The sequence below is a fragment of the Methylococcus capsulatus str. Texas = ATCC 19069 genome (genome assembly GCF_000424685.1).
GTDB lineage: Bacteria > Pseudomonadota > Gammaproteobacteria > Methylococcales > Methylococcaceae > Methylococcus > Methylococcus capsulatus.
On sequence record NZ_AUKJ01000005.1, the window covers coordinates 19,279 to 40,347 of the forward strand.

Here is a 21,069-nt window from a genome sequence, read left to right on the forward strand (position 1 = left end):
AATCCCGTCGCAAGATGAGAGACGAGCGGCATCAGCTGATGACCAGACGGTTGCGCCCGTCTGATTTCGCGGCGTAGAGCGCCTTGTCGGCCCGATCGACCAGGGCGGTTTCGTCTTCCACGTCGGTGTCCGGGTACGCGGCCGCCCCGATGCTTACGGTTACATGCATCGACTGGTCGCCGTCCATCAGCATGAGGTCGTCCACCTGGTGGCGTAGCCGCTCGCCCACGTATTCGAGGTCGTGCAGGGATGCGGCGGGCAGGACCGCGATGAATTCCTCGCCACCGTAACGGATCAGGACGTCACCCTCGCGCAGCACCGAACGCGCGGTCTTGGCGACGCGGGAGAGCACCCGGTCCCCGGCGAGGTGGCCGTAGGTGTCGTTGATCCGCTTGAAATAATCGATGTCGAACATCAGGATGCCGAGGGGAAGGTTCAGCCGGACCGCACGCCGGAACTCCTCCCGCAGCCGGGCCATGCCGAACCGGCGGTTGTAGGCGCCGGTGAGGGGATCGAGTGCCGCTAGCGTCTGCAGACGGTCGTACAGGAGCGCGTTGTGCAACGCCAACGCGAGGCCTCTCTCGAACACGTCCAGGCGATTCCGGTCTTCGGCGCTGAAGCCTTGGCCGCTGGCCAACACGACCGCTCCCAGCACCACTTCCTTGTGCCGCACGGGATCGATGATGACCTCCTTCGGCCGGAACTGCGCCAGCATGCCGTCTACCACGAGATCCTCGGGCAGTTGCACCCTGTGGCGGCGCTCGGTGCGCAGCGCGCTGCGGACGCGGTCGTTGTTCGCCAGGGTGTGGGCGCTGCCGATGCCCTGCGACGCAGCAACCCGGATTTCGCCGTCCACTTCGATCAGGATCGCACCGCCGTCGGCACCGGTATGTTGCAGCAGGAGCGCCAAAGCCTGCTCGGTGAGCTGATGCACGTCGAGTTCGCTGACCAGCATCTCGGTGAACGTGCGGACCGCCGTTTCGGTTTCGATCGAAAGTGACAGTGCCTGGATCAGTTGGTTGAAGGCTCGGGCGCCGTCGCCGATTTCATCGTCGGAATCGACTTGGATGGCGCAATGTTCCGGGGTGCATCTTCCGGGCGTGTCGTCCTGCGACATGTCTTGCAGGCGTTTCGCGACCAGGCCCATCCGTTCCGCCAGCAACCGCAACCGCTCACCGACGACCGAGCGCGCCAGGGCGATGTTCATCGCTCCCACGGCGAATCCGGCGGCGATGCAGGTAGCGAAGAACCAGGGCGTCAGCACATACGAGGACGGTATCCCCAGGCTCAATGCGAAGAACGGAAAGATGAGGCCGATCAACAGACCGAAGCCGATCATCCAGATCGACAGGTCGACGAAGACTTTGCGGGTCAGTCTGAGCATCGTGGCGTTTCGGAAGTGGCGCAGCGGCGGCCGGACCGGTTTGTCGCGGCTCCTGAAGTTTAGCCGGCTTCGCGGCGGTCGGACAGCACCGTCGAATTCGAGCCACGCGCGCGGCGCCGCAGCAGGACGATCGCCCGGAACCCCAGCAGCGCGGTGAGCAGGACGGTGAACCTGAGAGGATCGGAGATGTCCTTCTTCACCAGCCACAGGTAGTGGATCACCCCGCCGATGGCCGAGACATAGACCAGCCGGTGCAGGCGCCGCCAGCACTTGCCGCCGAGCCGGCGCACCATCGCGTCGGTGGAGGTGACCGCCAGCGGAATGAGCAACACGAAAGAAGGAAAACCCACCGTGATGAACGGGCGTTTCGCGATGTCCTTCAGGATCGCCGGCCAGTCGAAGAACTGGTCCAGGACCACATAGCCGGTGAAATGCAGCAGTCCATAGAAGAATGCGAACAGGCCCAGCATTCGCCGCAAGCGTACCAGCCTGGGCAGCTTCAACACGATGCGCAGGGGTGTGACGGCGAGGGTGATGAGCAGGAAACTCAAGGTCCAGTAGCCCGTCGTCCGGATGATCTTTTCGATGGGATTGGCGCCCAGGGTGCCGAGTGCGGCGCCGGCGGCAAGTCTTGCCAGCGGAATGAGGGCCGCGACGAACACGACGGCCTTCGCGGCCCTCGGTGCATTTTCCTCGTGCCGTATCCGCTTCCTTCCCCTAGAAGAACTTCTTGAGGTCCATGCCGGCATAGAGGTGGGCGACCTGTTCGGCGTAACCGTTGAACATCAGCGTGGGCCGCTTGAAGAATTCCCCGAGCCGGCGTTCCTTCGCCTGGCTCCAGCGCGGATGGTCCACTTGCGGATTGACGTTGGCATAGAAGCCATATTCGCTGGGCACGGCCCGGGTCCAGGTCGAAACCGGCTGTTGTTCGACGAAGCGGATGCGGACGATGGATTTGGCGCTCTTGAACCCGTATTTCCAAGGCACCACCACCCGCACCGGGGCGCCGTTCTGGTTCGGCAGCACTTCGCCGTAAAGCCCGAAGACCAGAAGCGTCAAGGGGTGCATGGCCTCGTCCAGGCGCAGTGCCTCCCGGTAGGGCCAATCCAGCACCGACGACTTCTGGCCGGGCATCCGGGCCGGGTCGTACAGTGTGATGAACTCGACGAATTTGGCGTTCCCGGTGGGCTCGACGCGCTTGATGAGTTCGGCCAGCGGAAACCCCACCCAAGGCACCACCATCGACCAGCCTTCGACGCAGCGCAGGCGGTAGATGCGTTCTTCCAGAGGAGCGAGTTTCAGCAGGTCGTCGACGTCGAACAGCTTGGGTTTTTGCACCTCGCCTTCCACGGATACCGTCCAGGGGCGGGTTTTGAGGCTGCCCGCGGTCCGGGACGGCGTTTCCTTGTCCGTTCCGAACTCATAGAAGTTGTTGTAATGAGCGACGTCTTCGAAGGGTGTCAGTGCATCCGGCAGGACGTGATCGGTTTTTCGGACCCCCGGCAGTTTCTCGCCCGCACTGAGCCAATGGGGCCAGAGGGCGGCGGCCGCAGCGCCGGCGGCCGCCTGCATGAAGCGGCGGCGGTCGTGGTACAGGTCCCGCGGCGTGATTTCGGAAGGGGCGATTCTGGGTGAGCTGGTTTTACGCATGGCAGTCTCCCGGCTCCAGGGGCGAGTGGTGCCCCGATGGTACTGCATGGGTCACCACGGCTGCGATAACCCGATTCATTCGTTCGAGCCGCCGTCCTGCCGGTCTTTGTCCCAAGCCCGCCGGAAGGAGGAAAACGCGTCGGAAAACCCTTTCCGGATATGGCTCCAGGCATCCTGCGAGCCGCTCTTGAAGCGTTCCGCCTGCGTCGCGGTCTGATCGAGCGCCTCCTTCGACGTGTCCCGTGCCGTCTCCTCGACCCGCTGCCATTGTTCGCCGGTCCTGGATTTCAGTTCGCTGAATCCGTATTTCAGGGCGTCGGCGGCTTCGTTCCCTTTCCGTGAAGAGTAGTCGCCGATCGCCCGGGCGGTTTCCTTCATCTTCTCTCCGATGTCCTCGATCGACGGTGATTCCTCAGGGACATCGGCGCCGAAAGCGGGAAAGGACGGCTGCAACGGTAGGATGGCAAGGGCCAGACAGGCGAAACGGAGAGGGGTTTTCATGAACGTGCGTTCCTCATGGCAGATGTATCGGAATCCTCATGCCGACAGGCCGAGTCTCATTCGCAGCCTGCCGGCCAGAATGGGGAAGGCCGGCACAGAGACCATTCCTGAGCTGTCCACGGCGGTCGCACGTTCCGGCGGCACGAGGTCCGCGGGCGACGGGCTGCGGCGATGAACGAACGAGGGAATGCCGCGCACCAGGACGAGCAATGCCGGCAGAATCATGATCTGGAGCGGTGCGAGCGGACTCGTCCACAGGGCGTCGAGATCGAAATGAATGCCGGCCGTGACGAAGAATATCGGGAACCAGAAAGCCATACCCGATGATTTCCGGCTTGGACCTCCGCACATCACCGCCCGGTCCTTTGCTGGTGAGACCAACGACCATGCCCGAGGCAAGTGCGCCCATGACGATGTCCAGCCGAATTTGCCGGCGAAGGTTCCACCAGGTGCGGTGCCTTCGGCCCGACGAGGACGCCCGGAATGATCTCCGCGACGACGATGGGTATCCGAGAGCGCCGCCACGGGCGCGAGCATCACCATGAGTGCAATCGGCAAAAGGTCGGTCCCGATGCTTCCCACCCGTTTCCTCCTGGTGTCTCGTTCGTCGGTCAAGACGGGCCGCGGTGTCCGGCTCCCGGCGATGTCCGTAAGCGCTCGACGGGGCGCGGCGGTCCGTAACCCTAACCGATGAAGTCCAGTACGCGCAAAAGGAATGTTAAGATCACGCCAAGTGCGTCCGCTTCCCGGACAAGATACAGTCACCGCACGGTGAGCAGTAGCGGTGTGCGCAGCAGCGGCGGAAGAGGTTTTTCCAGGCCCCGGCGCTAAGAACAGAGTCTGAATAGCTATCCCAAAACATGGATTCCTTATGTCGAATTTTGCCAAACTTGAACTGAACGAAAGCGTCGTGGAAGTCCCGGTGATCGAGGGCACCGAGGGAGAGAAAGCGATCGACATCACGAAGCTGCGTGCCCAGACCGGCTATATCACGCTCGATCCCGGCTACGGCAATACCGGCTCCTGTCTGTCGGCCATCACCTTCATCGACGGCGAGCAAGGCATCCTGCGCTACCGTGGCATCGACATCGCCGAACTCTGCGAGAAGTCGACCTTCGTCGAGGTGAGCTATCTCTTGATCTACGGCCAGCTGCCCACGGTGGAGCAGTATGCAAGGTTCAAGGAGAAGATTCATCACCACTCGCTGATCCACGAGGACATGAAGAGCTTCTTCACCTCGTATCCCGGCCATGCCCACCCGATGGCGATCCTCTCCTCCATGGTCTGCTCGCTCTCGGTCTATCACCCCGAGTTGCTGAAACCGGACCAGACCATCGACGAGCGCGACGAAACCATTTCGAGGCTCCTGTCCAAGGTGCGGGTGCTGGCCGCCTTCGCCTACAAGCGATCGGTGGGCGAGGCCTTCGTTTATACCCGGCCGGAGCTGGATTACATCTCCAATTTCCTGCATATGATGTTCACCCGGCCGATGCGCGGCTATGTACCGGACGAGCTGATCCGCAAGGTGCTGGACGTGCTGTTCATCCTCCATGCCGATCACGAGCAGAACTGTTCCACCTCCACGGTACGCATGGTGGGGTCGTCCAAGGCCAATCTGTTCGCGGCGATCTCCGCCGGCATCTGCGCGCTGTGGGGGCCGCTCCACGGCGGGGCCAACCAGGCCGTCATCGAGATGCTGGAGGAAATCCACCGTGCCGGCGGCTGCTACAAGAAATACATCGAACGGGCCAAGGACAAGAACGATCCGTACCGGCTGATGGGATTCGGTCACCGGGTATACAAGAGCTACGACCCCCGTGCCCAGATTCTCAAGAAGTATTGTGATGAAGTGCTCAATTATTTGGGTATCGACGATCCCATCCTGGAAATCGCCAAGGGGTTGGAAGAGGTGGCGCTGACCGATCCCTATTTCATCGAACGCAAGCTCTATCCGAACGTCGACTTCTATTCCGGCATCATCTACCGGGCGTTGAAGATCCCGACCAACATGTTCACGGTGATGTTCGCGCTCGGCCGGCTGCCGGGCTGGATCGCGCACTGGAAGGAGATGCTGGAGGATCCGGGCATGCGGATCGCCCGGCCCCGCCAGATCTACATCGGCGAAAGACAACGTCCCTACGTGCCCATCGCTCAGCGTTGAAGGGGGCCCCGCTCCTTCGGCGTTCGCCGCAGGGCGGGGCAGGACGGGATTTCAGAGCAGGCTTTGCAACAGACCGTTCAGCTTGTGCACGAACTCTGCCGGGTCGTCGAGCTGGCCGCCCTCGGCCAGCACGGCCTGGTCGAGCAGCAGCGAGGCGAGATCCTGGAAACGCGTTTGGTCGGCTTCCGTGTTCAGACGCGCGATCAGGCCGTGGTGGGGATTGATCTCCAGGATCGGCTTGCTGCCGGGAATATTCTGGCCCGCGGATTTCATGATCCGTTCCATGGTCCGGCTCATGCCGTAGGATTCGGAAATCAGACAGGCCGGTGAATCGGTCAGACGATGGCTGAGGCGGACGTCGTTCACCTTGGCTTCGAGCGCCTTTTTCAGTCGTTCGGTCAGCGGCGCGAATGCCTCCTTCTCGGCAGCGGCTTCGGCTTTCTCTTCCTCGCCTTCCAGCTTGCCGAGGTCCAGGTCGCCCCGCGCCACCGACTGCAGCGGCTTGCCTTCGTATTCGGTGAGATAGCTGACCAGCCATTCGTCGATACGGTCGCTCAGCAGTAGCACCTCGATGTCCTTCTTGCGGAAGATTTCCAGGTGCGGACTGTTCCTGGCGGCTCCGAAACTCTCGGCCGAGACGAAATAGATCTTGTCCTGGCCTTCCTTCATGCGGGAGACGTATTCGTCCAGGGTGACGGTCTGTTCCTCGCTGTCGGTGTGGGTGGAACTGAAGCGCAGCAACTTGGCGAGGCGGTCTTTGTTGGCGAAGTCCTCGATCAGGCCCTCCTTCAGCACCTGACCGAATTCCTTCCAGAACGCCTGGTACTTTTCGGGCTCGTTGTTCGCCAGGTCTTCCAGGAGTCCCAGCACCTTCTTTACCGCGCCGCCGCGGATTTTCTCCAGTTGTTTGTTTTCCTGGAGGATTTCACGCGAAACGTTGAGCGGCAGGCTGTCGGAATCGATCACGCCGCGGACGAAGCGCAGGTAACGCGGCATCAGCTTGTCCGAATCCTCCATGATGAAGACTTTACGGACGTACAGCTTGACACCGCGCTTGGAATCGCGGTCCCACAGATCGAACGGCGCGTGCTTGGGGATATAGAGCAGCAGGGTGTACTCGTTGGTGCCCTCGACCCGGCTGTGGACGCGGGCCAGCGGTTCCTGGAAGTCGTGCGAGACGTGCTTGTAGAACTCGTTGTAGGCTTCGTCGGTGATTTCGTCGCGGTTCTTGGCCCACAATGCGGAGGCGCTGTTGACCGTTTCCCAGACCTCGGCGGGCGCTTCCTCGCCCTCCTTCGGCTCGCCGGTTTCCCGCTTCATCTCGATGGGCAGAGAGATGTGGTCGGAGAACTTGCGGATGATGGCACGGAGCTTCCAGCCGTCCAGGAACTCGTCCTCGCCTTCGCGCAGGTGCAGGGTCACGCGGGTGCCGCGTTCGGGTCGCGTCAGGGTTTCCAGGGTGTAACTGCCTTCGCCGGACGATTCCCAGCGCGCGCCTTCCTCGGCCGGTACGCCGGCCTTGCGGGTTTCCAGCACCACTTTGTCGGCCACGATGAATGCGGAATAGAAGCCCACGCCGAACTGGCCGATCAACTGGCTGTCCTTGGCTTCGTCGCCGGTCAGCGACTCGAAGAAATGCCGGGTGCCGGAACGGGCGATCGTGCCGATGTTGTGCTGCACTTCCTCGCGCGTCATGCCGATACCGTTATCGCTGATGCTCAGCGTGCGGGCGGCTTTGTCGAACTCGATCCGCACCCGCAGCCGGCTGTCGCCTTCGTACAGCGCATCGTTGCCCAGCGCACTGAAGCGCAACTTGTCGGCGGCGTCGGAGGCGTTGGAGATCAGCTCGCGCAGGAAAATTTCCTTGTTGCCGTACAGGGAGTGGATCATGAGGTGAAGCAGTTGTTTGACTTCTGCTTCGAAGCCCAAAGTGACACGGTTTTCGGCTTCGGTCATGGCGGTGTGCTTCCTTCTGCGGAAATAGGGATGGATGTTTTGGCGCTCACCGAAGTGGAGGCGCCCGATCAGGATTTCAATACCATGACCTTCCCTGGAAAATGGTCTTCCGGCGGTGACGTAGAATCACGCTCACACTTCCGGGAGCGAGCGGATTGACGGTGAGCGCCCTGCGACACGCGCAGCCATGAAGGCGATGGCGTTCTACCTCCGCGAGCGCCGGCACTCGACTTCGGGCCACGAATCGCCGGAGCGGTTCAGGCGGGACGGGCCCGCAGCCCGGGATCGGGAAAAACAGGTGGCATGAACCCCACCGCTCGGAAGACGAAAGACCGAGGAAAGGTCAGTCGGAAGCAGATCACTTGTCGTAAAGGTAAAGTACGTAGGCGTTGCCCAGGTATACCAGCAGCAGGGCGATACTGACCCAGCCGACGGTTCTGAACAGCCGGGTGCCGGCGCGGTAGAGGAGACCCACGATGAATATGCCGGTCATGACCATGGCCGAGAAGGCCGAGAGGGCGTGGACCGACGACACATGCGACAGCAGCGGTCCGGGCAGGTAGGCCAGGTCGTCAATGGCAAGGATACACAGGTCGAACAGATTGCTGCCCAGCAGGTTGGCGATGGCCATGTCGACAGCCCGGATGCGCACTGCCCCGATCGTGACGCTCAGTTCCGGCATCGAAGTGGCGGCTGCGACGAACAGGGTGCCGACGAAGCTCTTGTTCCAGCCCATGACTTCGGCCAGCGTCGTGCCGATGGAAGGCAGCCAGACACCCCCGCCGACGACCACGGCAGCCGCGGCAACATACCACGTCACCGCCCGGCGCAGACGGATGCCGGGATACTGTTCGGTCATGTCTTCCGTGAAGGCCGCCATTTGCTCGCGTTCATAAAGGAACACGGCGCGCATCGAAAACAGGTACAGCAGGCCGAGCAGCGGAGAGTAAAGTCCGACCCAGCCCAGCGTCGGAACGATGTGCTTGTCGGCCAGCAGCAGGTTGAGCCCCACCAGGCCGAGCAGGATGATACCGAAGCCCGCCGAGAGCAAATGGCCCTGACTGGCGCGGCGGTAGACCGATTCGTGGCGGTGCAGGAAATCCAGGGCGACGAGGATGACGAGGTTGAAGACACAGCTTCCCAGCACGTCGCCCGCGGCGATGTCGGGCGCCCCGGCGGCGGTCACGGCGCTGGCACCGGTGATCAGTTCCGGCAGGGATGTCGCCGTCGCCAGCAGGACGAGACCGATCCAGCTCCCGGACAGACCGGTTTTTTCTGCGATCACATCGCCGTAACGGGAGAGCCGGTTTCCCGCGACGGCGATGAGCGCGACGCAGAGCAGGAAGTCCGCCCAGGGAATCAGCAGTTCCGGTGCAGCCACTCGGCGGCCTTGTTCGCTAGGATGCCGCTTCGCGGATCACCGCTTTGACGTCTTCCCCGCTCACGACTTCCTTTTCCCGGAGCAGGGCGGCGAGCCTGTCCAGTGTGACGCGGTGGTGGGTGAGGATTTCGCGCACGCGCTGCAAGCCTTCCTCGATCAGTTTCCGAACCTCGTTGTCGATCAGCCGTGCCGTTTCCTCGCTGAAGTTGCGTTCCTCGGCGCCTTCGACGCTGAGGTAGGCGAGCTGCTGACGCCGGCCGTAGGTGAGGGGACCGAGCACCTTGCTCATTCCGAGGCTGCAAACCATGGTGCGGGCGATCTCGGAAGCCTTTTCCAGGTCGTTCTGGGCGCCGCTGGAGGATTCGCCGAACACCAGCTCCTCCGCAGTGCGGCCGCCCAGGAGGATGGCGATCTGATCCTTCAGTTCCTGCTCGGTCGACAAAAATTTCTCTTCCACCGGAAGCTGCAGGGTGAATCCCAGGGCAGCGGCGCCGCGGGGAATGATCGACACCTTGTGCACGGGTTGGCCGGTCGGCACGATTTCGGCGACCAGGGCGTGGCCGGATTCGTGGACGGCCACGCGGTGCTTCTCTGCATCGTTGAGCAGCCGGCTCTTCTTCTCCGGACCCGCCAGGATACGGTCGATGGCAGCCTCGAAGTCCGCCATGCCGATGGCGGCCTTGTTCGCGCGTACGGCGATGATGGCGGCCTCGTTGGCGGCGTTTGCCAGATCGGCGCCGACGAAGCCGGGTGTGCGCTGGGCGACCACACGTAGATCGACATCCGCTGCCAGTTTCATCTTCCGGGTATGCAGTTTGAGGATCGAAACCCGGTCCTCCAGCCCCGGCTTGTCCACAACGATCTGGCGGTCGAAGCGACCGGAGCGGAGCAGAGCCTTGTCCAGGATTTCCGGACGGTTGGTGGCGGCCATCACGGCGACGCCGACCGAGGGGTCGAAGCCGTCCATCTCGGTCAGCAGCTGGTTGAGGGTCTGCTCGCGCTCGTCGTGGCCACCCATCACCACCGGACCGCCGCGGGATCGGCCGATGGCATCCAGCTCGTCGATGAAGATGATGCACGGGGCATTCTGACGGGCCTGTTCGAACAAGTCGCGGACGCGTGCGGCACCGACCCCCACGAACAGTTCGATGAACTCCGAGCCGCTGATGTTGAAGAACGGGACCCCGGCTTCGCCGGCGACGGCGCGGGCCAGGAGAGTCTTGCCGGTGCCGGGTGGGCCGACCAGCAGCACGCCCTTGGGCATGCGTCCGCCCAGGCTCTGGATGCGGGTGGGGTTCTGCAGGAACTCGATGGTTTCCCGCAGCTCCTGCTTGGCTTCGTCGGCGCCGGCCACGTCGCCGAACGTGACTTTGGCGGCGGTGTCGGCCTGGATCCGGGTCTTCTTGCCGATGCTCAGGAATCCCCTCCCCCCGGTCATGCGCCGCGCCATCCAGGTCCAGAACAGGGTGAGCAGAACGATGGGGACGATCCAGTTGAAGATCAGGCTGCTGAACCAGTTACTGCCATAGCGGACCGTGTATTTCACGCCCTTTTTTTCCAGTTCCGCGGCGAGTTCGTGGTTCCACAGTGGCACAGTGATGAAGGGCCGGGTCGATTCACCCTCGGCTTCGGGCTTGAGGGTGCCCGAAATGGTCTGCTCGGTGACCACGGCCTGTTCCACTCTGCCTTCGGCCACCGCTTTCAGGAATTCGCTGTAGGGAATTTCCTCGTTGCGCAGAGTCTGATACCCGTTCAGCAGGTACAGGGTGGACAGCACCAGCAACAGATACAGAATCAGGTTGTTGCGGCGGCGGGTGCCCTCGGGACCTTCGGCCGAGAGGCCGGCCTCGCTTTTCGCCCGCTGCCAGAGATCGTTCAAAGTATCGAACAGCTTGCGGGGAGGGGAGGAATGCTGGGAGTGTTTGGCCATGGGGAGTCTCCGGTTAAGGCTGCATGACGGCCGGGACGGTGAGTTCCGGTGGGGAAATTCTAGTGCTTGTATGATCGGATTGCTGCCAGGGACGATCGCCCCCAGCTACGCCGGTTTTCCGCCATGGCCATTTTGGGTAGGGTCTCTCGCATCAGCCGCCGGGCACCAGCAGCGGATTGAAACCCAGCCGCCGGTAACCCTCCTCGGCCATGAGCAGGTCCACAGCCAGGCTGGCGATGTCGTCGGCGAAGGGATCGACGGCGGCGTCCTTGTCGCGATCCATGATCTTCACGTAGGTCATGCAGTCGCCGCAGCCTTCCGCCTTCACGGCATCGCTCCCGCCCTCGATCGCGAAGTAGGCCACTTCCTTGCTGGAGCCGCAGTGGGTGCACTGGATGCGCAGCCGGTGCCATTCGCACCCGCACAGGCCGCAGACCAGGTAGCGCAGGCCGTGGACCGCCCCACCCGTCTGCCGGACGGAGGCGACCGGCAGGGAGCCGCAAACCGGGCAGGTGGCGTCGTTTCGCGTCGGGCCGAGTCCTTCTTTCTCCAGGCGGGAAGCGAACGAAGTCATGTGGATCTGCAGGGCCGCGGCTACGAGGGGCGTGATCCCGGCATCGGTGCGGTCGAAATCGCCGGCCAGGACGCCGTTTCCCCAGATTGCCAGCTCCTGGTCCGTCGCCTGCCGGATCCGGTTCAGCAAGGAGGCGAGCCCAGGCTCCCCCGGAGTCAGCCGGTCGGCGATCGACCGCAGCGTGGCGCGCCATGCCGGATTTTCCGGCAGCCCGGCCATGTCCAGCGGCAGCGCGGCGGCGGCATCGTTCCAGAGGCCGGCCTGAATCTCGGCCAGGTCGGCCATGAGGTTCAGGTAGCCGGCCAGCGAGGACCGGGACCGGGCCAGATCGCGGAAGCGGGCTGCGCGATGGCGGAACGGGCCGTCGGTGGATGGGACGAGGACGGCGGGGATTTCGGCGTCGCTGCCGGTGAAACGGTTGCTTTCCATGGAAGGAGGTATGCGTGCGATTCGAAACACCGTCAGATGATCGCAGGAAGCGCAGTCAATGTTTCTCCCCGCCCGTCTCTTCGCCGCTCTTCTGCAGGCTGCGCAGCACCGCGGCGAAGTCCTTGAGCCGTTCTTCCACCTTCCTGTTCAGCGAACCTTCCGGAAACACGCCGGTTTCGTCACGGCGACCCACCGGGATGCCGGTGAGGAGTTCCAGCGCCTCGTCGACTTGAGACACCGCATAGACGTGGAATTTCCCTTCGGCCGCGGCCTGCACCACGTCCCGCCGCAGCATCAGATGCACGACGTTGGCCGCCGGGATGATCACGCCGTGGTCGCCGGTCAGGCCGCGCGCCGCGCAGACGTCGAAGAAGCCTTCGATCTTCTCGTTCACGCCGCCTATGGGCTGCACCCGGCCGTGCTGGTCGACCGAACCGGTGATGGCCAGACTCTGCCGGATCGGCACTTCGGCGATCGAGGACAGCACCGCGCACAGCTCGGCCAGCGAAGCGCTGTCGCCGTCCACGCCGCCGTAAGACTGCTCGAACACCAGGCTGGCGGCGACCGAGAAGCCCTGGGCGCCGGAATAGCGCGAAGCGAGGAAATTGCCGAGGATCAGCACGCCTTTGCTGTGCAGGGCGCCGCCGAGCTCGGTTTCTTTTTCGATGTCCAGGATGCGTCCGCTGCCGGGACGGGTGGTGGCGGTGATCCGCGAGGGCTGGCCGAAGGCGAAATCATTGAGCTGGAATACGGAGAGGCCGTTGATCTGGCCCGCTACCGCACCTTCGGTGTCAACGAAGATCAGCCCCCGCCGTATCGCTTCCTGGACCCGGTTGCGGAGGCGGTCGGAGCGGTAGATCCGGCGGTTGATGGCGTGTTCGACGTCGGCTGCGGTGATGAGGTTGCGTCCGTCGCTGCCTGCATAGAAATCGGCCTCCCTCATCAGGTCGGCCAGACTGCGCAGATGCGCGCTCAGCTTCTCGCTGTCGCCGGTCCTCCGCGAGGCATGCTCGACGATGCGGGCCACCGCCTCCCGGTGCAACGGCCGCAGTTTCTCGCGGCGGGCCAGGGTGGCAACCATCCGCGCGTACAGTTCGATCGAATCCGCGTCGCGTGGCAGGACCTCTTCGAAGTCGGCGGCGATCTTGAAGAACTCGGGGAATTCCGGGTCATAGATGTCCAGCAGGAAATAGAGCATGCGCTCGCCGAACAGGATGACCTTGAGATCCAGCGGGATCGGCTCCGGTTCCAGGCTGGTGGTACTGATGAGGCTGAGGCTGCGTTCCAGCGCTTCGATGCGGATCTCGCCGGCATGCAGGGCGCGCTTCAGCGTCTCCCAGGCGAACGGCTGGCTCAGGAGTTTGCGCGCATCGAGCAGCAGGTAGCCACCGTTGGCTTTGTGCAGGGCGCCCGGCCGGATCATGGTGAAATCGGTCACCAGCGCTCCCATGTGGGCCTGGTGCTCGATCCGTCCGATCAGGTTGCCATGGGTGGGCAGATCTTCCTGCACCACCGGTGCGGCGGTGAGTTCGCTGTGATCGACCACCAGGTTGATCCGGTAGCGCTGTGCCGGCGCTTTCTGCGGCCCTTCGAACAGGCTGATGACGCCTTCGGCCTTGGGGAGAAACGACTCTGTGTGTTCGATGATGTCGGCCTGGGCCAGGTTCAGGTACTCGATCACGCCGGGCAGGCTGGCATAGCGTGCTTTGAGGTCGGCGAACTGATGGGACACCGTGAATTCGGCGATTTCGCGGTTGAGCGCCTTGAGTTTGCCGCGCGCCTCTTTGCGCCAGGCCGGAAACTGGCGGAGGATCTTCTGCAGTTGCTGCTGCAGGTCGGCGACGGTGGTTTCGATGGCCTGGCGTTCCTGGTCCGACAGGTTCTGGAACTGGTCCGGGCTGATGATCTCGTCCTGGTCCCGCTGCATCGGAGCGAAGGCAAAGCCGGTCGGGGTCTCGATCAGTGCGATGCGGCTCCGCAATGCCTCCGCCCGTAGCCGGTTGACCGCCTCGGCTTCGCGCTCGCGCGCCTGCTGTTCGATCTTTTCGGCGCGGCTGCGGTATTCCTCGCCTTCGAAGGCTGCCGGGAGGGCGGAAACCAGATCCTCGACCACCACTTCCATGTCGTGCGCCAAGTGCCGTCCCCAGCCGGCCGGCAGGCGCAATGCCTTGGGCTGGGCGGGGTTGGCGAAGTTGTTGACGTAGCACCAGTCGCTCGGCGGTGGCTGGGTGGCGGCGATGCGTTCTGCGAGTTCGCGCGCCGCGGTCAGTTTGCCGCTGCCGGGCGGCCCCAGCACGAACACGTTGAACCCTTTCTGAGCGACTTTGAGGCCCAGTTGGATGGCTTCCAGGGCGCGGGGCTGGCCGATGATGATGTCGGTATCCGCCAGTTCGGCGGTGGTTTCGAACCAGAAGCTGGCGGGATCGCAGGGGGTAAGGAGACGGTCGGGGGGGAGCGCAGCGGGATGGCCGTTCATGATTCCTTGTTGTCGACGAACTGCGGGAGGGCTCATGATCCGCCAAACCGGCGGCTGCTGCAATCGGGCCCATCGTCCGTGACAGCCGGTCCGATTGCGCCGATAATCCCGCACTTTTTGAACGATTGGCCATGTGGTTCAAGAACCTCGTCCTCTACCGATTCACCGAAGCCTGCACCCTCACCGCTGAACGACTCGAACACGCCCTCGTGGCCCGCCGCTTCGCACCCTGCGGCAGCATGGAGCTGGCCGCCGCCGGCTGGCATCCGCCACTGCGCCGTGACGATCTGCCGTTGGTGCATGCTGCCAACGGCTACCTGATGGTCTCTCTGCTCAAAGAAGAAAAAATACTTCCGGCCTCGGTGGTGAACGAAGCGCTGGAGGAGCGGGCCGAGGAGATCGAAGCACGACGCGGGACGCCGGTCGGGCGCAAGGAGCGCCGCGATCTGCGCGACGAGGTGTTTAACAGCCTGTTGCCGCGCGCGTTCAGCCATACGCGCCGGACCTATGCCTATGTCGATCCGCGCGGCGGATGGCTGGTGGTGGACAGCGCCAGCGTCAAGAAGGCGGAGGAACTGGTCAGCCTGCTGCGGCAGACCCTCGGTTCCCTGCCGGTGGCGCCGGTCGCGACGCAAGACCGTCCGCCGGCGGTGATGACCACCTGGCTGCTGGAGCAGGATCTGCCGCCGGACCTCGTCATCGAAGACGAGTGCGAGCTGCGCTCGCCGGAGGAAGAGGGTGGCATCGTCCGCTGTCGCCGCCAGGACCTGTCGGCGCCGGAAATCCGCAACCACATCGATGCGGGCAAGGAAGTCGTGCGGCTGGCGGTGAGCTGGAACGACCGACTGAGCTTTACCCTGGACGATGCGCTGGGAATCAAGAAGCTGCGTTTCCTGGATGTGATCCAGGAACAGGCGGCGGAAATCGACGCGGCCGACGAAGTGGAGCGTTTCGATGCGGACTTTGCCATCATGACGCTGGAACTGTCACAATTTCTGGCACGGCTCGTCGAACTCTTCGGCGGTGAGGCCGTCCAACGATCCGTGATGGCGGACAATAAATAAAAGCGAGAGTGCGCATGAGTGCGAATCGGATGACCCCGTCGGCGCAACGGTGCGCCGGGATTGCCCTGGGCGGACTGCTGTCTTCCGCGGTCTGCGCCGAGGTGTTGCCGCTGCCGGCCGACGGCTCGGACCTGGTCGGGCAGATCGAATACGTTCCGGCCAGGCAGGAAGACACCTTGATCGACATCGCCAGGGAATACAGCGTGGGCCAGGATGAAATCGTGATGGCCAATCCCAAGGTCGATCGCTGGCTGCCGGGCGCGGGGACCCGGGTCACGGTGCCGCGGCAGTTCATCCTGCCCGATGCGCCGCGCAACGGTATCGTCGTCAACATCCCCGAGATGCGCTTGTATTTCTATCCCAGTGCCGGCAAGGGCGCCAAACCGACCAAGGTCGTGACCTATCCCATCAGCATCGGCCGGATGGACTGGCGGTCGCCACTGGGTCTGACCAAGGTGGTGGCCAAGGTCAAGGATCCCGTATGGCGCCCGCCGGCGTCGATCAAGGCCGAGCATGCCAAGAACGGCGAGATCCTGCCCGACGTCGTCCCGGCCGGCCCCAACAATCCCCTTGGCCAGTTCGCCATGCGCCTGGGCGTGCCCGGTTATCTCATCCATGGGACCGATCAGGACAAGTCCTACGGCATCGGCATGCGAGTGACCCACGGCTGTATCCGCATGTACCCGGAAGACGTCGCCAAGCTGTTTCCCGAGGTTGCCGTCGGCACCCCGGTCAACCTCGTGAACCAGCCGGTCAAGCTGGGCTGGCAGGGTGAAACGCTCTACATCGAAGTGAGTGAATCGCTGGACGAGGACCGCCTGAGCTCCGCCGACCTCATGGCCAAAGCGGTGAGCTTGATCCAAAAGGAAACCGCGACCCATCCCGTCGCCATCGACGAGGCGGCGTTGAGGAAGGCCGTCGAGGAACCCACCGGCATTCCCACCGTCATCAGCCTGTCCGGTGCCGCGCCGCTCGAGGCCGCAGCCCCGCATTCACCGGCGGGCGAGGTGGAACCGGGGGCGGGGGCGCGCGACGAAAGCCGGATCGAAGCCCCGACCATGGGTGGCCCCGCCGGCCCATACGGCGCCGAGGAACGTCCATCGACCGAAAGCCTTTTCTGAATGGTTTTCGTCCAGCGGATACATGGAAAGGGCCGTCTTCCGACGGCCCTTTCCATGCCCGTCGCATCGAAAAAAGTCAGGACCTGGGCGGCACGTAGCCTTCGGGCGTGGTGGTACCCCCGCCGAACAGGAATTTCTCCCTCTCCTGTTCCAGAAACTTCCGGGCGCTGGCTTCGAACGGCGTCAGCCGGTGTTCGTTGATCAGCATGGTCTGCAGCTTGAGCCAGTCCTGCCAGGCTTCTTTGGACACGTGCTCGAAGATTCGCTGACCTTGGGGGCCGGGAAACGGTGGGGCATCCAGCCCATCGGCTTCGATGCCGAGTTTCGCGCAAATGATTCGTCTCGCCATGGTGTTCTCCAGTGTTCAGATGAGTCGTTCGAGTTCATGCAGCAGTCGGCGGACCGGGGTCGGGACGCCGAACCCGATCGCGGCGCCTAGGGGGTGCCAAAGACCTTGCGCCGCTTCTTCGACGCCGGTGTGGCCCACACCGCAGTGAACGATGACTGGCGTAAAGTCCAGATGGAAATGGCTGAAAGTATGACGGCGCGGCGGCAGGGGCTCAAGCCGGTGGGCGTGAATGCCGTGTAGCGCACACCAGGCATTCAGTTCCTCTAGACCGTCGAATTCCGGAAAGGCCCACAGGTTCGCCCAGATTCCGGCGGGCGGGCGTTTTTGCAGCCTCACCCGCCTGTCGGGATCGACCATCAGCAGCATGAGGGTCGATCGTACCGGCGTCGGAGCGGTCCGGCGGGGCGCCGGCAGTTCGGTTTGCCGGCCTTGCCGTCGCGCGACGCAGGTTCCGGCCAGGGGGCAGTCGGCGCAGGCCGGTCTGCTGCGCGTGCACACCGTCGCGCCCAGGTCCATCATCGCCTGGTTGTAATCTGCGCACCGTGTCGAAGGCGTCAGTTCCTCACTCAGTCGCCACAGATCCTTTTCCACTTTGGATGCCCCCGGCCAGCCTTCGACGCCATGGCAGCGCGCCAGCACCCGGCGGACGTTCCCGTCGAGGATCGCCGCCCGGCGGTCGAATCCCAGACTCGAGATCGCGCCGGCCGTGGAACGGCCGATACCGGGCAGGGTTGTCAGCACCGCGGGATCGGCGGGCAGTTCGCCGGCATGACGCTCGGTGACGATGCGGGCGGTGCGGTGGAGATTGCGGGCGCGGCTGTAATAGCCCAGGCCGGACCACAGCGCCAGGACCTCCTCGAGGTCTGCTTCGGCCAGAACCGCAAGACGGGGGAAGTGCCGCATGAACCGCTCGAAATATCCGATGACGGTGGCGACCTGGGTCTGCTGCAGCATGACCTCGGATATCCATACCCGATAGGGCGTGCGGGGACGCTGCCAGGGCAGGTCGTGGCGTCCCTCGAGATCGAACCAGTCGAGTACGGCTTGCTGGAAGGCGGAGAACGGCGGGGAAGCCACGAATCGTTACAGGGGGCGGTGTTTGCATTAGAATGCCGGCCTTGCATGAGGTCTTTCAACCCCATTTCCCCCATTTCCGCAGGACCACCCGGTATGAGCAAGAATCATCCCGCCCTCTGGCTGACCGTGGCGCTGACTTTGCTGTCGAGCGCCTGCGGGCAGAAAGGTCCGCTGTATCTCCCAGACCGCGAGCCGGCGCGGACCGAAAAGCAGAAATCCTGAAGGTTCCATGGATCATTTCAATTATCGTGACGGCATCCTCCACGTCGAGGACGTCCCGCTGTCCGCCATCGCCGAACAGCATGGAACGCCATGCTACGTTTACTCCCGCGCCACGCTGGAGCGGCACTGGCATGCCTTCGACGCTGCGCTGGGCGACTGCCCGCATCTGGTCTGCTATGCCGTCAAGGCCAACTCCAACATCGCCATCCTGAATCTGCTGGCGCGGCTGGGGTCGGGCTTCGACATCGTCTCGGTCGGCGAGCTGGAACGGGTATTGGCAGCAGGTGGCGACCCTTCCAGAGTGGTGTTCTCCGGCGTCGGCAAGCGCGAGGACGAGTTGGCGCGCGCTCTGGATACCGGCATCCGCTGCTTCAATGTCGAGGTGGCCGAAGAGCTCGACCGGCTCGACCGGCTGGCCGGCGAGCGCGGCGTCAAGGCGCCGGTGTCGCTGCGGGTGAATCCGGACGTCGATGCCGGCACCCACCCTTACATCTCGACCGGCCTGCGCGAGAACAAGTTCGGCATCGAAGTGGAAGAGGCGCTCGTGCAGTACCGCCGTGCGGCGCGGATGCCCAACCTGGAAGTCGTCGGCATCGATTGCCACATCGGTTCGCAGCTGACCAGTTCCATGCCGTTCATCGACGCGCTGGAACGGGTGCTGGCGCTGGTCGCTCGGCTGCGCGGCGAAGGCATCGCGATCCGTCACCTGGACCTGGGCGGCGGCCTGGGTATCCGTTACCGCGACGAGGATCCGCCGCATCCGACGGAATACGCCGAGCAGCTTTTCCGCCGGCTCGGCCGCCACGATTTCGAAATCCTGATCGAGCCGGGCCGTGCCGTCGCCGGTAACGCTGGCATCTTGCTGACCCGGGTGGAATATCTCAAAGCCAATCAGACCAAGCATTTCGCGATCGTCGACGCGGCGATGAACGATCTCCTGCGCCCGGCGCTGTACGGTGCCTGGCAGGAGATCGTCCCGGTCGCACCACGTGACGATGTGGAGTCGCACAGCTACGATGTCGTGGGACCGGTCTGCGAGACCGGCGATTTCCTGGGCAAGTCGCGCGAGCTGAGACTGGTCCCGGGCGACCTGTTGGCGGTGCGCTCTGCCGGAGCCTACGGTTTCAGCATGAGTTCGAATTACAACTCCCGGCCACGGCCGGCCGAAATCCTGGTGGATGGCAGCGCCGTGTACCTGATCCGGGAGCGGGAGAACGTGGCTCGACTTTTCGCCGGTGAGCGGCTGCTGCCGTAGGAGCCTGTCATGCTGCGTTTCACCAAGATGCAGGGGCTGGGCAACGACTTCGTCGTGATCGATGCCATTCATCAGACAGTGAACCTGGATGAGGCGGCATTGCGCCGGCTGGCCGACCGGCATTACGGCATAGGCTGCGACCAGATCCTGCTGGTGGAGCCGCCGGCTTCCGACGAGGTGGATTTCCGCTATCGGATTTTCAACGCTGACGGCGGAGAGGTCTCGCAGTGTGGCAATGGCGCGCGCTGCTTTGCCCGCTTCGTGCGCGAGAAGGGGCTCATCGACCGCGACGAGATCCGGGTGGAAACCGCGGCCGGCCGCATGGTCCTGTGGCTGGAGGCGGGCGGTGAAGTCAGGGTCGAAATGGGAGTGCCTCGCCATGCGCCTGCCGAGGTCCCGCTGCTGGCGGATCGGGAGCGGTCGGTCTACACGGTGAACGTCGAGGGCGTGGACTGGCGGTTCGGCGCGGTCTCCGTGGGCAATCCCCATGCGGTGATCACGGTAGCCGATGTCGACGAGGCGCCGGTGGCGCGCGTCGGCACGGTGCTGGAACGGCACGAGCTATTCCCCGAACGCGCCAACATCGGTTTCATGCAGGTCCTGGACCTGCATCATGCGCGCCTCAGGGTCTATGAGCGTGGGACGGGGGAAACCCTGGCCTGTGGCAGTGGCGCCTGTGCCGCCGCAGTGGTCGGCATATTGCAGGGGACGCTGGAAAGTCCCGTGCGCATCGACCTGCCGGGCGGCACACTGCGGATCGGCTGGCAGGGAAGGGGGACGCCGGTTTACCTGAGTGGCCCGGCAGTTACCGTGTTCGAGGGGAGGATGGCAACATGAACTTCGGGAAGGCCAGGCGCACGGAGCGCGCGGAACTCTCGGCGTCCCAGGTGGCGGACTATCTGTGGAAGCATCCGGACTTTTTCCACGACCAGCTGGATCTGCTGGAGTCCATGCATGTGCCCCATCCCTGTGGTGAAGCGGTTTCGCTGGTGGCGCGCCAGATCGAGCTGCTGCGCGGGAAGAACAGGAAGCAGCAGGGACAGTTGAACGACATTCTCAGGATCGCGCGGGAGAACGACGCGCTGTTTGCCCGTTTCCATCGCCTCACGCTGACTCTGCTGGATGCCGCTTCAGTGGATGACATGCTGGCGGGACTGAAATGGAGCCTGCACGAAGGATTTCAGGCCGACTTCGTTTCCGTCAGGGTTTTCCGCACCGTCGCCCATCCTGCGGTCGGTGATCTGCACGTGATGCCGGATCCGGCCGTGAGCATCCTGCTCGAACCCCTCCTGGCCTCCTGCGAGCCGGTGTGCGGCTCCCCCCCCGAACCTTTGCTGGAGTTTCTCTTCGGTGCCGATGCGCCCGATGTGGCGTCGTGCGCCCTGGTGCCCCTCTGTCATGCCGGGATCAAGGGGCTGTTGGCGATCGGCAGCTTCGACGCCGGGCGGTTCACTCCGGAGATGGGCAATCTGTTCCTGGTGCAGATGGGGGAAATCGTCGCCGCCCGTCTCGTCGCCCTGATCGACCGCGAACGCTGAA

19 protein-coding genes are annotated in these 21,069 nt (G+C 63.8%); 7 read left to right on the plus strand and 12 right to left on the minus strand.

Annotated features, from left to right (window positions below; translation table 11 throughout):
* Window positions 1-31: 31 nt before the first annotated feature.
* The 5 genes from H156_RS0100925 to H156_RS0100945 all read right to left on the minus strand — a co-directional run bounded on the left by H156_RS0100925 (window position 32) and on the right by H156_RS0100945 (window position 3,853).
* Window positions 32-1,384: a GGDEF domain-containing protein gene (locus H156_RS0100925; protein ID WP_026045875.1), complete on the minus strand. Its 1,353-nt coding sequence runs from the start codon at window positions 1,382-1,384 to the stop codon at window positions 32-34.
* 59 nt (window positions 1,385-1,443) lie between these two features.
* Window positions 1,444-2,046 carry a protein-methionine-sulfoxide reductase heme-binding subunit MsrQ gene (locus H156_RS0100930; protein ID WP_238536826.1) on the minus strand — a complete coding sequence of 201 codons (603 nt, stop codon included), beginning with the start codon at window positions 2,044-2,046 and terminating at the stop codon, window positions 1,444-1,446.
* Between the two features lie 55 nt (window positions 2,047-2,101).
* A complete protein-coding gene (gene msrP / locus H156_RS0100935) occupies window positions 2,102-3,034 on the minus strand; it encodes a protein-methionine-sulfoxide reductase catalytic subunit MsrP (protein ID WP_010960166.1) in 933 nt (310 codons plus the stop codon).
* A gap of 75 nt (window positions 3,035-3,109) precedes the next feature.
* Window positions 3,110-3,535, minus strand: coding sequence for a hypothetical protein (locus tag H156_RS0100940; protein ID WP_010960167.1), 426 nt, complete (start codon window positions 3,533-3,535; stop codon window positions 3,110-3,112).
* Window positions 3,536-3,571: 36 nt separating this feature from the next.
* Window positions 3,572-3,853 carry a hypothetical protein gene (locus H156_RS0100945; protein WP_017364843.1) on the minus strand — a complete coding sequence of 94 codons (282 nt, stop codon included), beginning with the start codon at window positions 3,851-3,853 and terminating at the stop codon, window positions 3,572-3,574.
* A gap of 553 nt (window positions 3,854-4,406) precedes the next feature.
* Here H156_RS0100945 and H156_RS0100950 point away from each other — a divergent pair.
* Window positions 4,407-5,696 (plus strand): citrate synthase, encoded by a 1,290-nt coding sequence (locus H156_RS0100950; protein ID WP_010960169.1) that lies wholly within the window; start codon window positions 4,407-4,409, stop codon window positions 5,694-5,696.
* 51 nt (window positions 5,697-5,747) lie between these two features.
* Here H156_RS0100950 and htpG read toward each other — a convergent pair whose 3' ends face one another.
* From htpG to H156_RS0100980, 5 genes are all read right to left on the minus strand, one after another.
* A complete protein-coding gene (htpG, locus tag H156_RS0100955) occupies window positions 5,748-7,652 on the minus strand; it encodes a molecular chaperone HtpG (RefSeq protein ID WP_017364844.1) in 1,905 nt (634 codons plus the stop codon).
* A 358-nt stretch (window positions 7,653-8,010) separates the two neighbouring features.
* The gene (locus H156_RS0100965) at window positions 8,011-9,033 is read right to left on the minus strand and encodes a sodium:calcium antiporter (RefSeq protein ID WP_017364845.1); all 1,023 of its coding nucleotides are present in this window, start codon (window positions 9,031-9,033) and stop codon (window positions 8,011-8,013) included.
* A gap of 16 nt (window positions 9,034-9,049) precedes the next feature.
* On the minus strand, window positions 9,050-10,963 hold the full coding sequence (gene ftsH / locus H156_RS0100970; RefSeq protein ID WP_010960172.1) for an ATP-dependent zinc metalloprotease FtsH: 1,914 nt from the start codon (window positions 10,961-10,963) through the stop codon (window positions 9,050-9,052).
* Window positions 10,964-11,114: 151 nt separating this feature from the next.
* Window positions 11,115-11,966 carry a formate dehydrogenase accessory protein FdhE gene (gene fdhE / locus H156_RS0100975; RefSeq protein ID WP_017364846.1) on the minus strand — a complete coding sequence of 284 codons (852 nt, stop codon included), beginning with the start codon at window positions 11,964-11,966 and terminating at the stop codon, window positions 11,115-11,117.
* Window positions 11,967-12,021: 55 nt separating this feature from the next.
* Window positions 12,022-14,442: a Lon protease family protein gene (locus H156_RS0100980; RefSeq protein WP_238536827.1), complete on the minus strand. Its 2,421-nt coding sequence runs from the start codon at window positions 14,440-14,442 to the stop codon at window positions 12,022-12,024.
* 131 nt (window positions 14,443-14,573) lie between these two features.
* Here H156_RS0100980 and rdgC point away from each other — a divergent pair, with 131 nt between their 5' ends.
* Window positions 14,574-15,506: a recombination-associated protein RdgC gene (rdgC, locus tag H156_RS0100985; RefSeq protein ID WP_017364848.1), complete on the plus strand. Its 933-nt coding sequence runs from the start codon at window positions 14,574-14,576 to the stop codon at window positions 15,504-15,506.
* A gap of 14 nt (window positions 15,507-15,520) precedes the next feature.
* A complete protein-coding gene (locus tag H156_RS15605; protein WP_238536828.1) occupies window positions 15,521-16,627 on the plus strand; it encodes a L,D-transpeptidase family protein in 1,107 nt (368 codons plus the stop codon).
* A 76-nt stretch (window positions 16,628-16,703) separates the two neighbouring features.
* On the opposite strand, the gene H156_RS0100995 is transcribed toward H156_RS15605, so the two are convergent.
* Window positions 16,704-16,976, minus strand: a complete 273-nt coding sequence (locus H156_RS0100995) for an oxidative damage protection protein (RefSeq protein ID WP_017364850.1) — start codon at window positions 16,974-16,976, stop codon at window positions 16,704-16,706.
* A 15-nt stretch (window positions 16,977-16,991) separates the two neighbouring features.
* Window positions 16,992-18,053 (minus strand): A/G-specific adenine glycosylase, encoded by a 1,062-nt coding sequence (gene mutY, locus H156_RS0101000; RefSeq protein WP_017364851.1) that lies wholly within the window; start codon window positions 18,051-18,053, stop codon window positions 16,992-16,994.
* A gap of 93 nt (window positions 18,054-18,146) precedes the next feature.
* On the opposite strand from mutY, the gene lptM reads away from it, so the two are divergent.
* Genes lptM through H156_RS0101020 form a run of 4 tightly spaced genes read left to right on the plus strand, consistent with a single transcriptional unit; the run spans window position 18,147 to window position 21,068 of the window.
* The gene (lptM, locus tag H156_RS16555) at window positions 18,147-18,275 is read left to right on the plus strand and encodes an LPS translocon maturation chaperone LptM (RefSeq protein ID WP_017364852.1); all 129 of its coding nucleotides are present in this window, start codon (window positions 18,147-18,149) and stop codon (window positions 18,273-18,275) included.
* Window positions 18,276-18,282: 7 nt separating this feature from the next.
* Window positions 18,283-19,530: a diaminopimelate decarboxylase gene (gene lysA, locus H156_RS0101010; RefSeq protein ID WP_017364853.1), complete on the plus strand. Its 1,248-nt coding sequence runs from the start codon at window positions 18,283-18,285 to the stop codon at window positions 19,528-19,530.
* 9 nt (window positions 19,531-19,539) lie between these two features.
* Window positions 19,540-20,367: a diaminopimelate epimerase gene (gene dapF / locus H156_RS0101015; RefSeq protein ID WP_017364854.1), complete on the plus strand. Its 828-nt coding sequence runs from the start codon at window positions 19,540-19,542 to the stop codon at window positions 20,365-20,367.
* Window positions 20,364-21,068 carry a DUF484 family protein gene (locus tag H156_RS0101020; RefSeq protein WP_017364855.1) on the plus strand — a complete coding sequence of 235 codons (705 nt, stop codon included), beginning with the start codon at window positions 20,364-20,366 and terminating at the stop codon, window positions 21,066-21,068. Before dapF ends, H156_RS0101020 begins: the two co-directional genes overlap by 4 nt.
* The last annotated feature ends 1 nt before the right edge of the window (window position 21,069 follow it).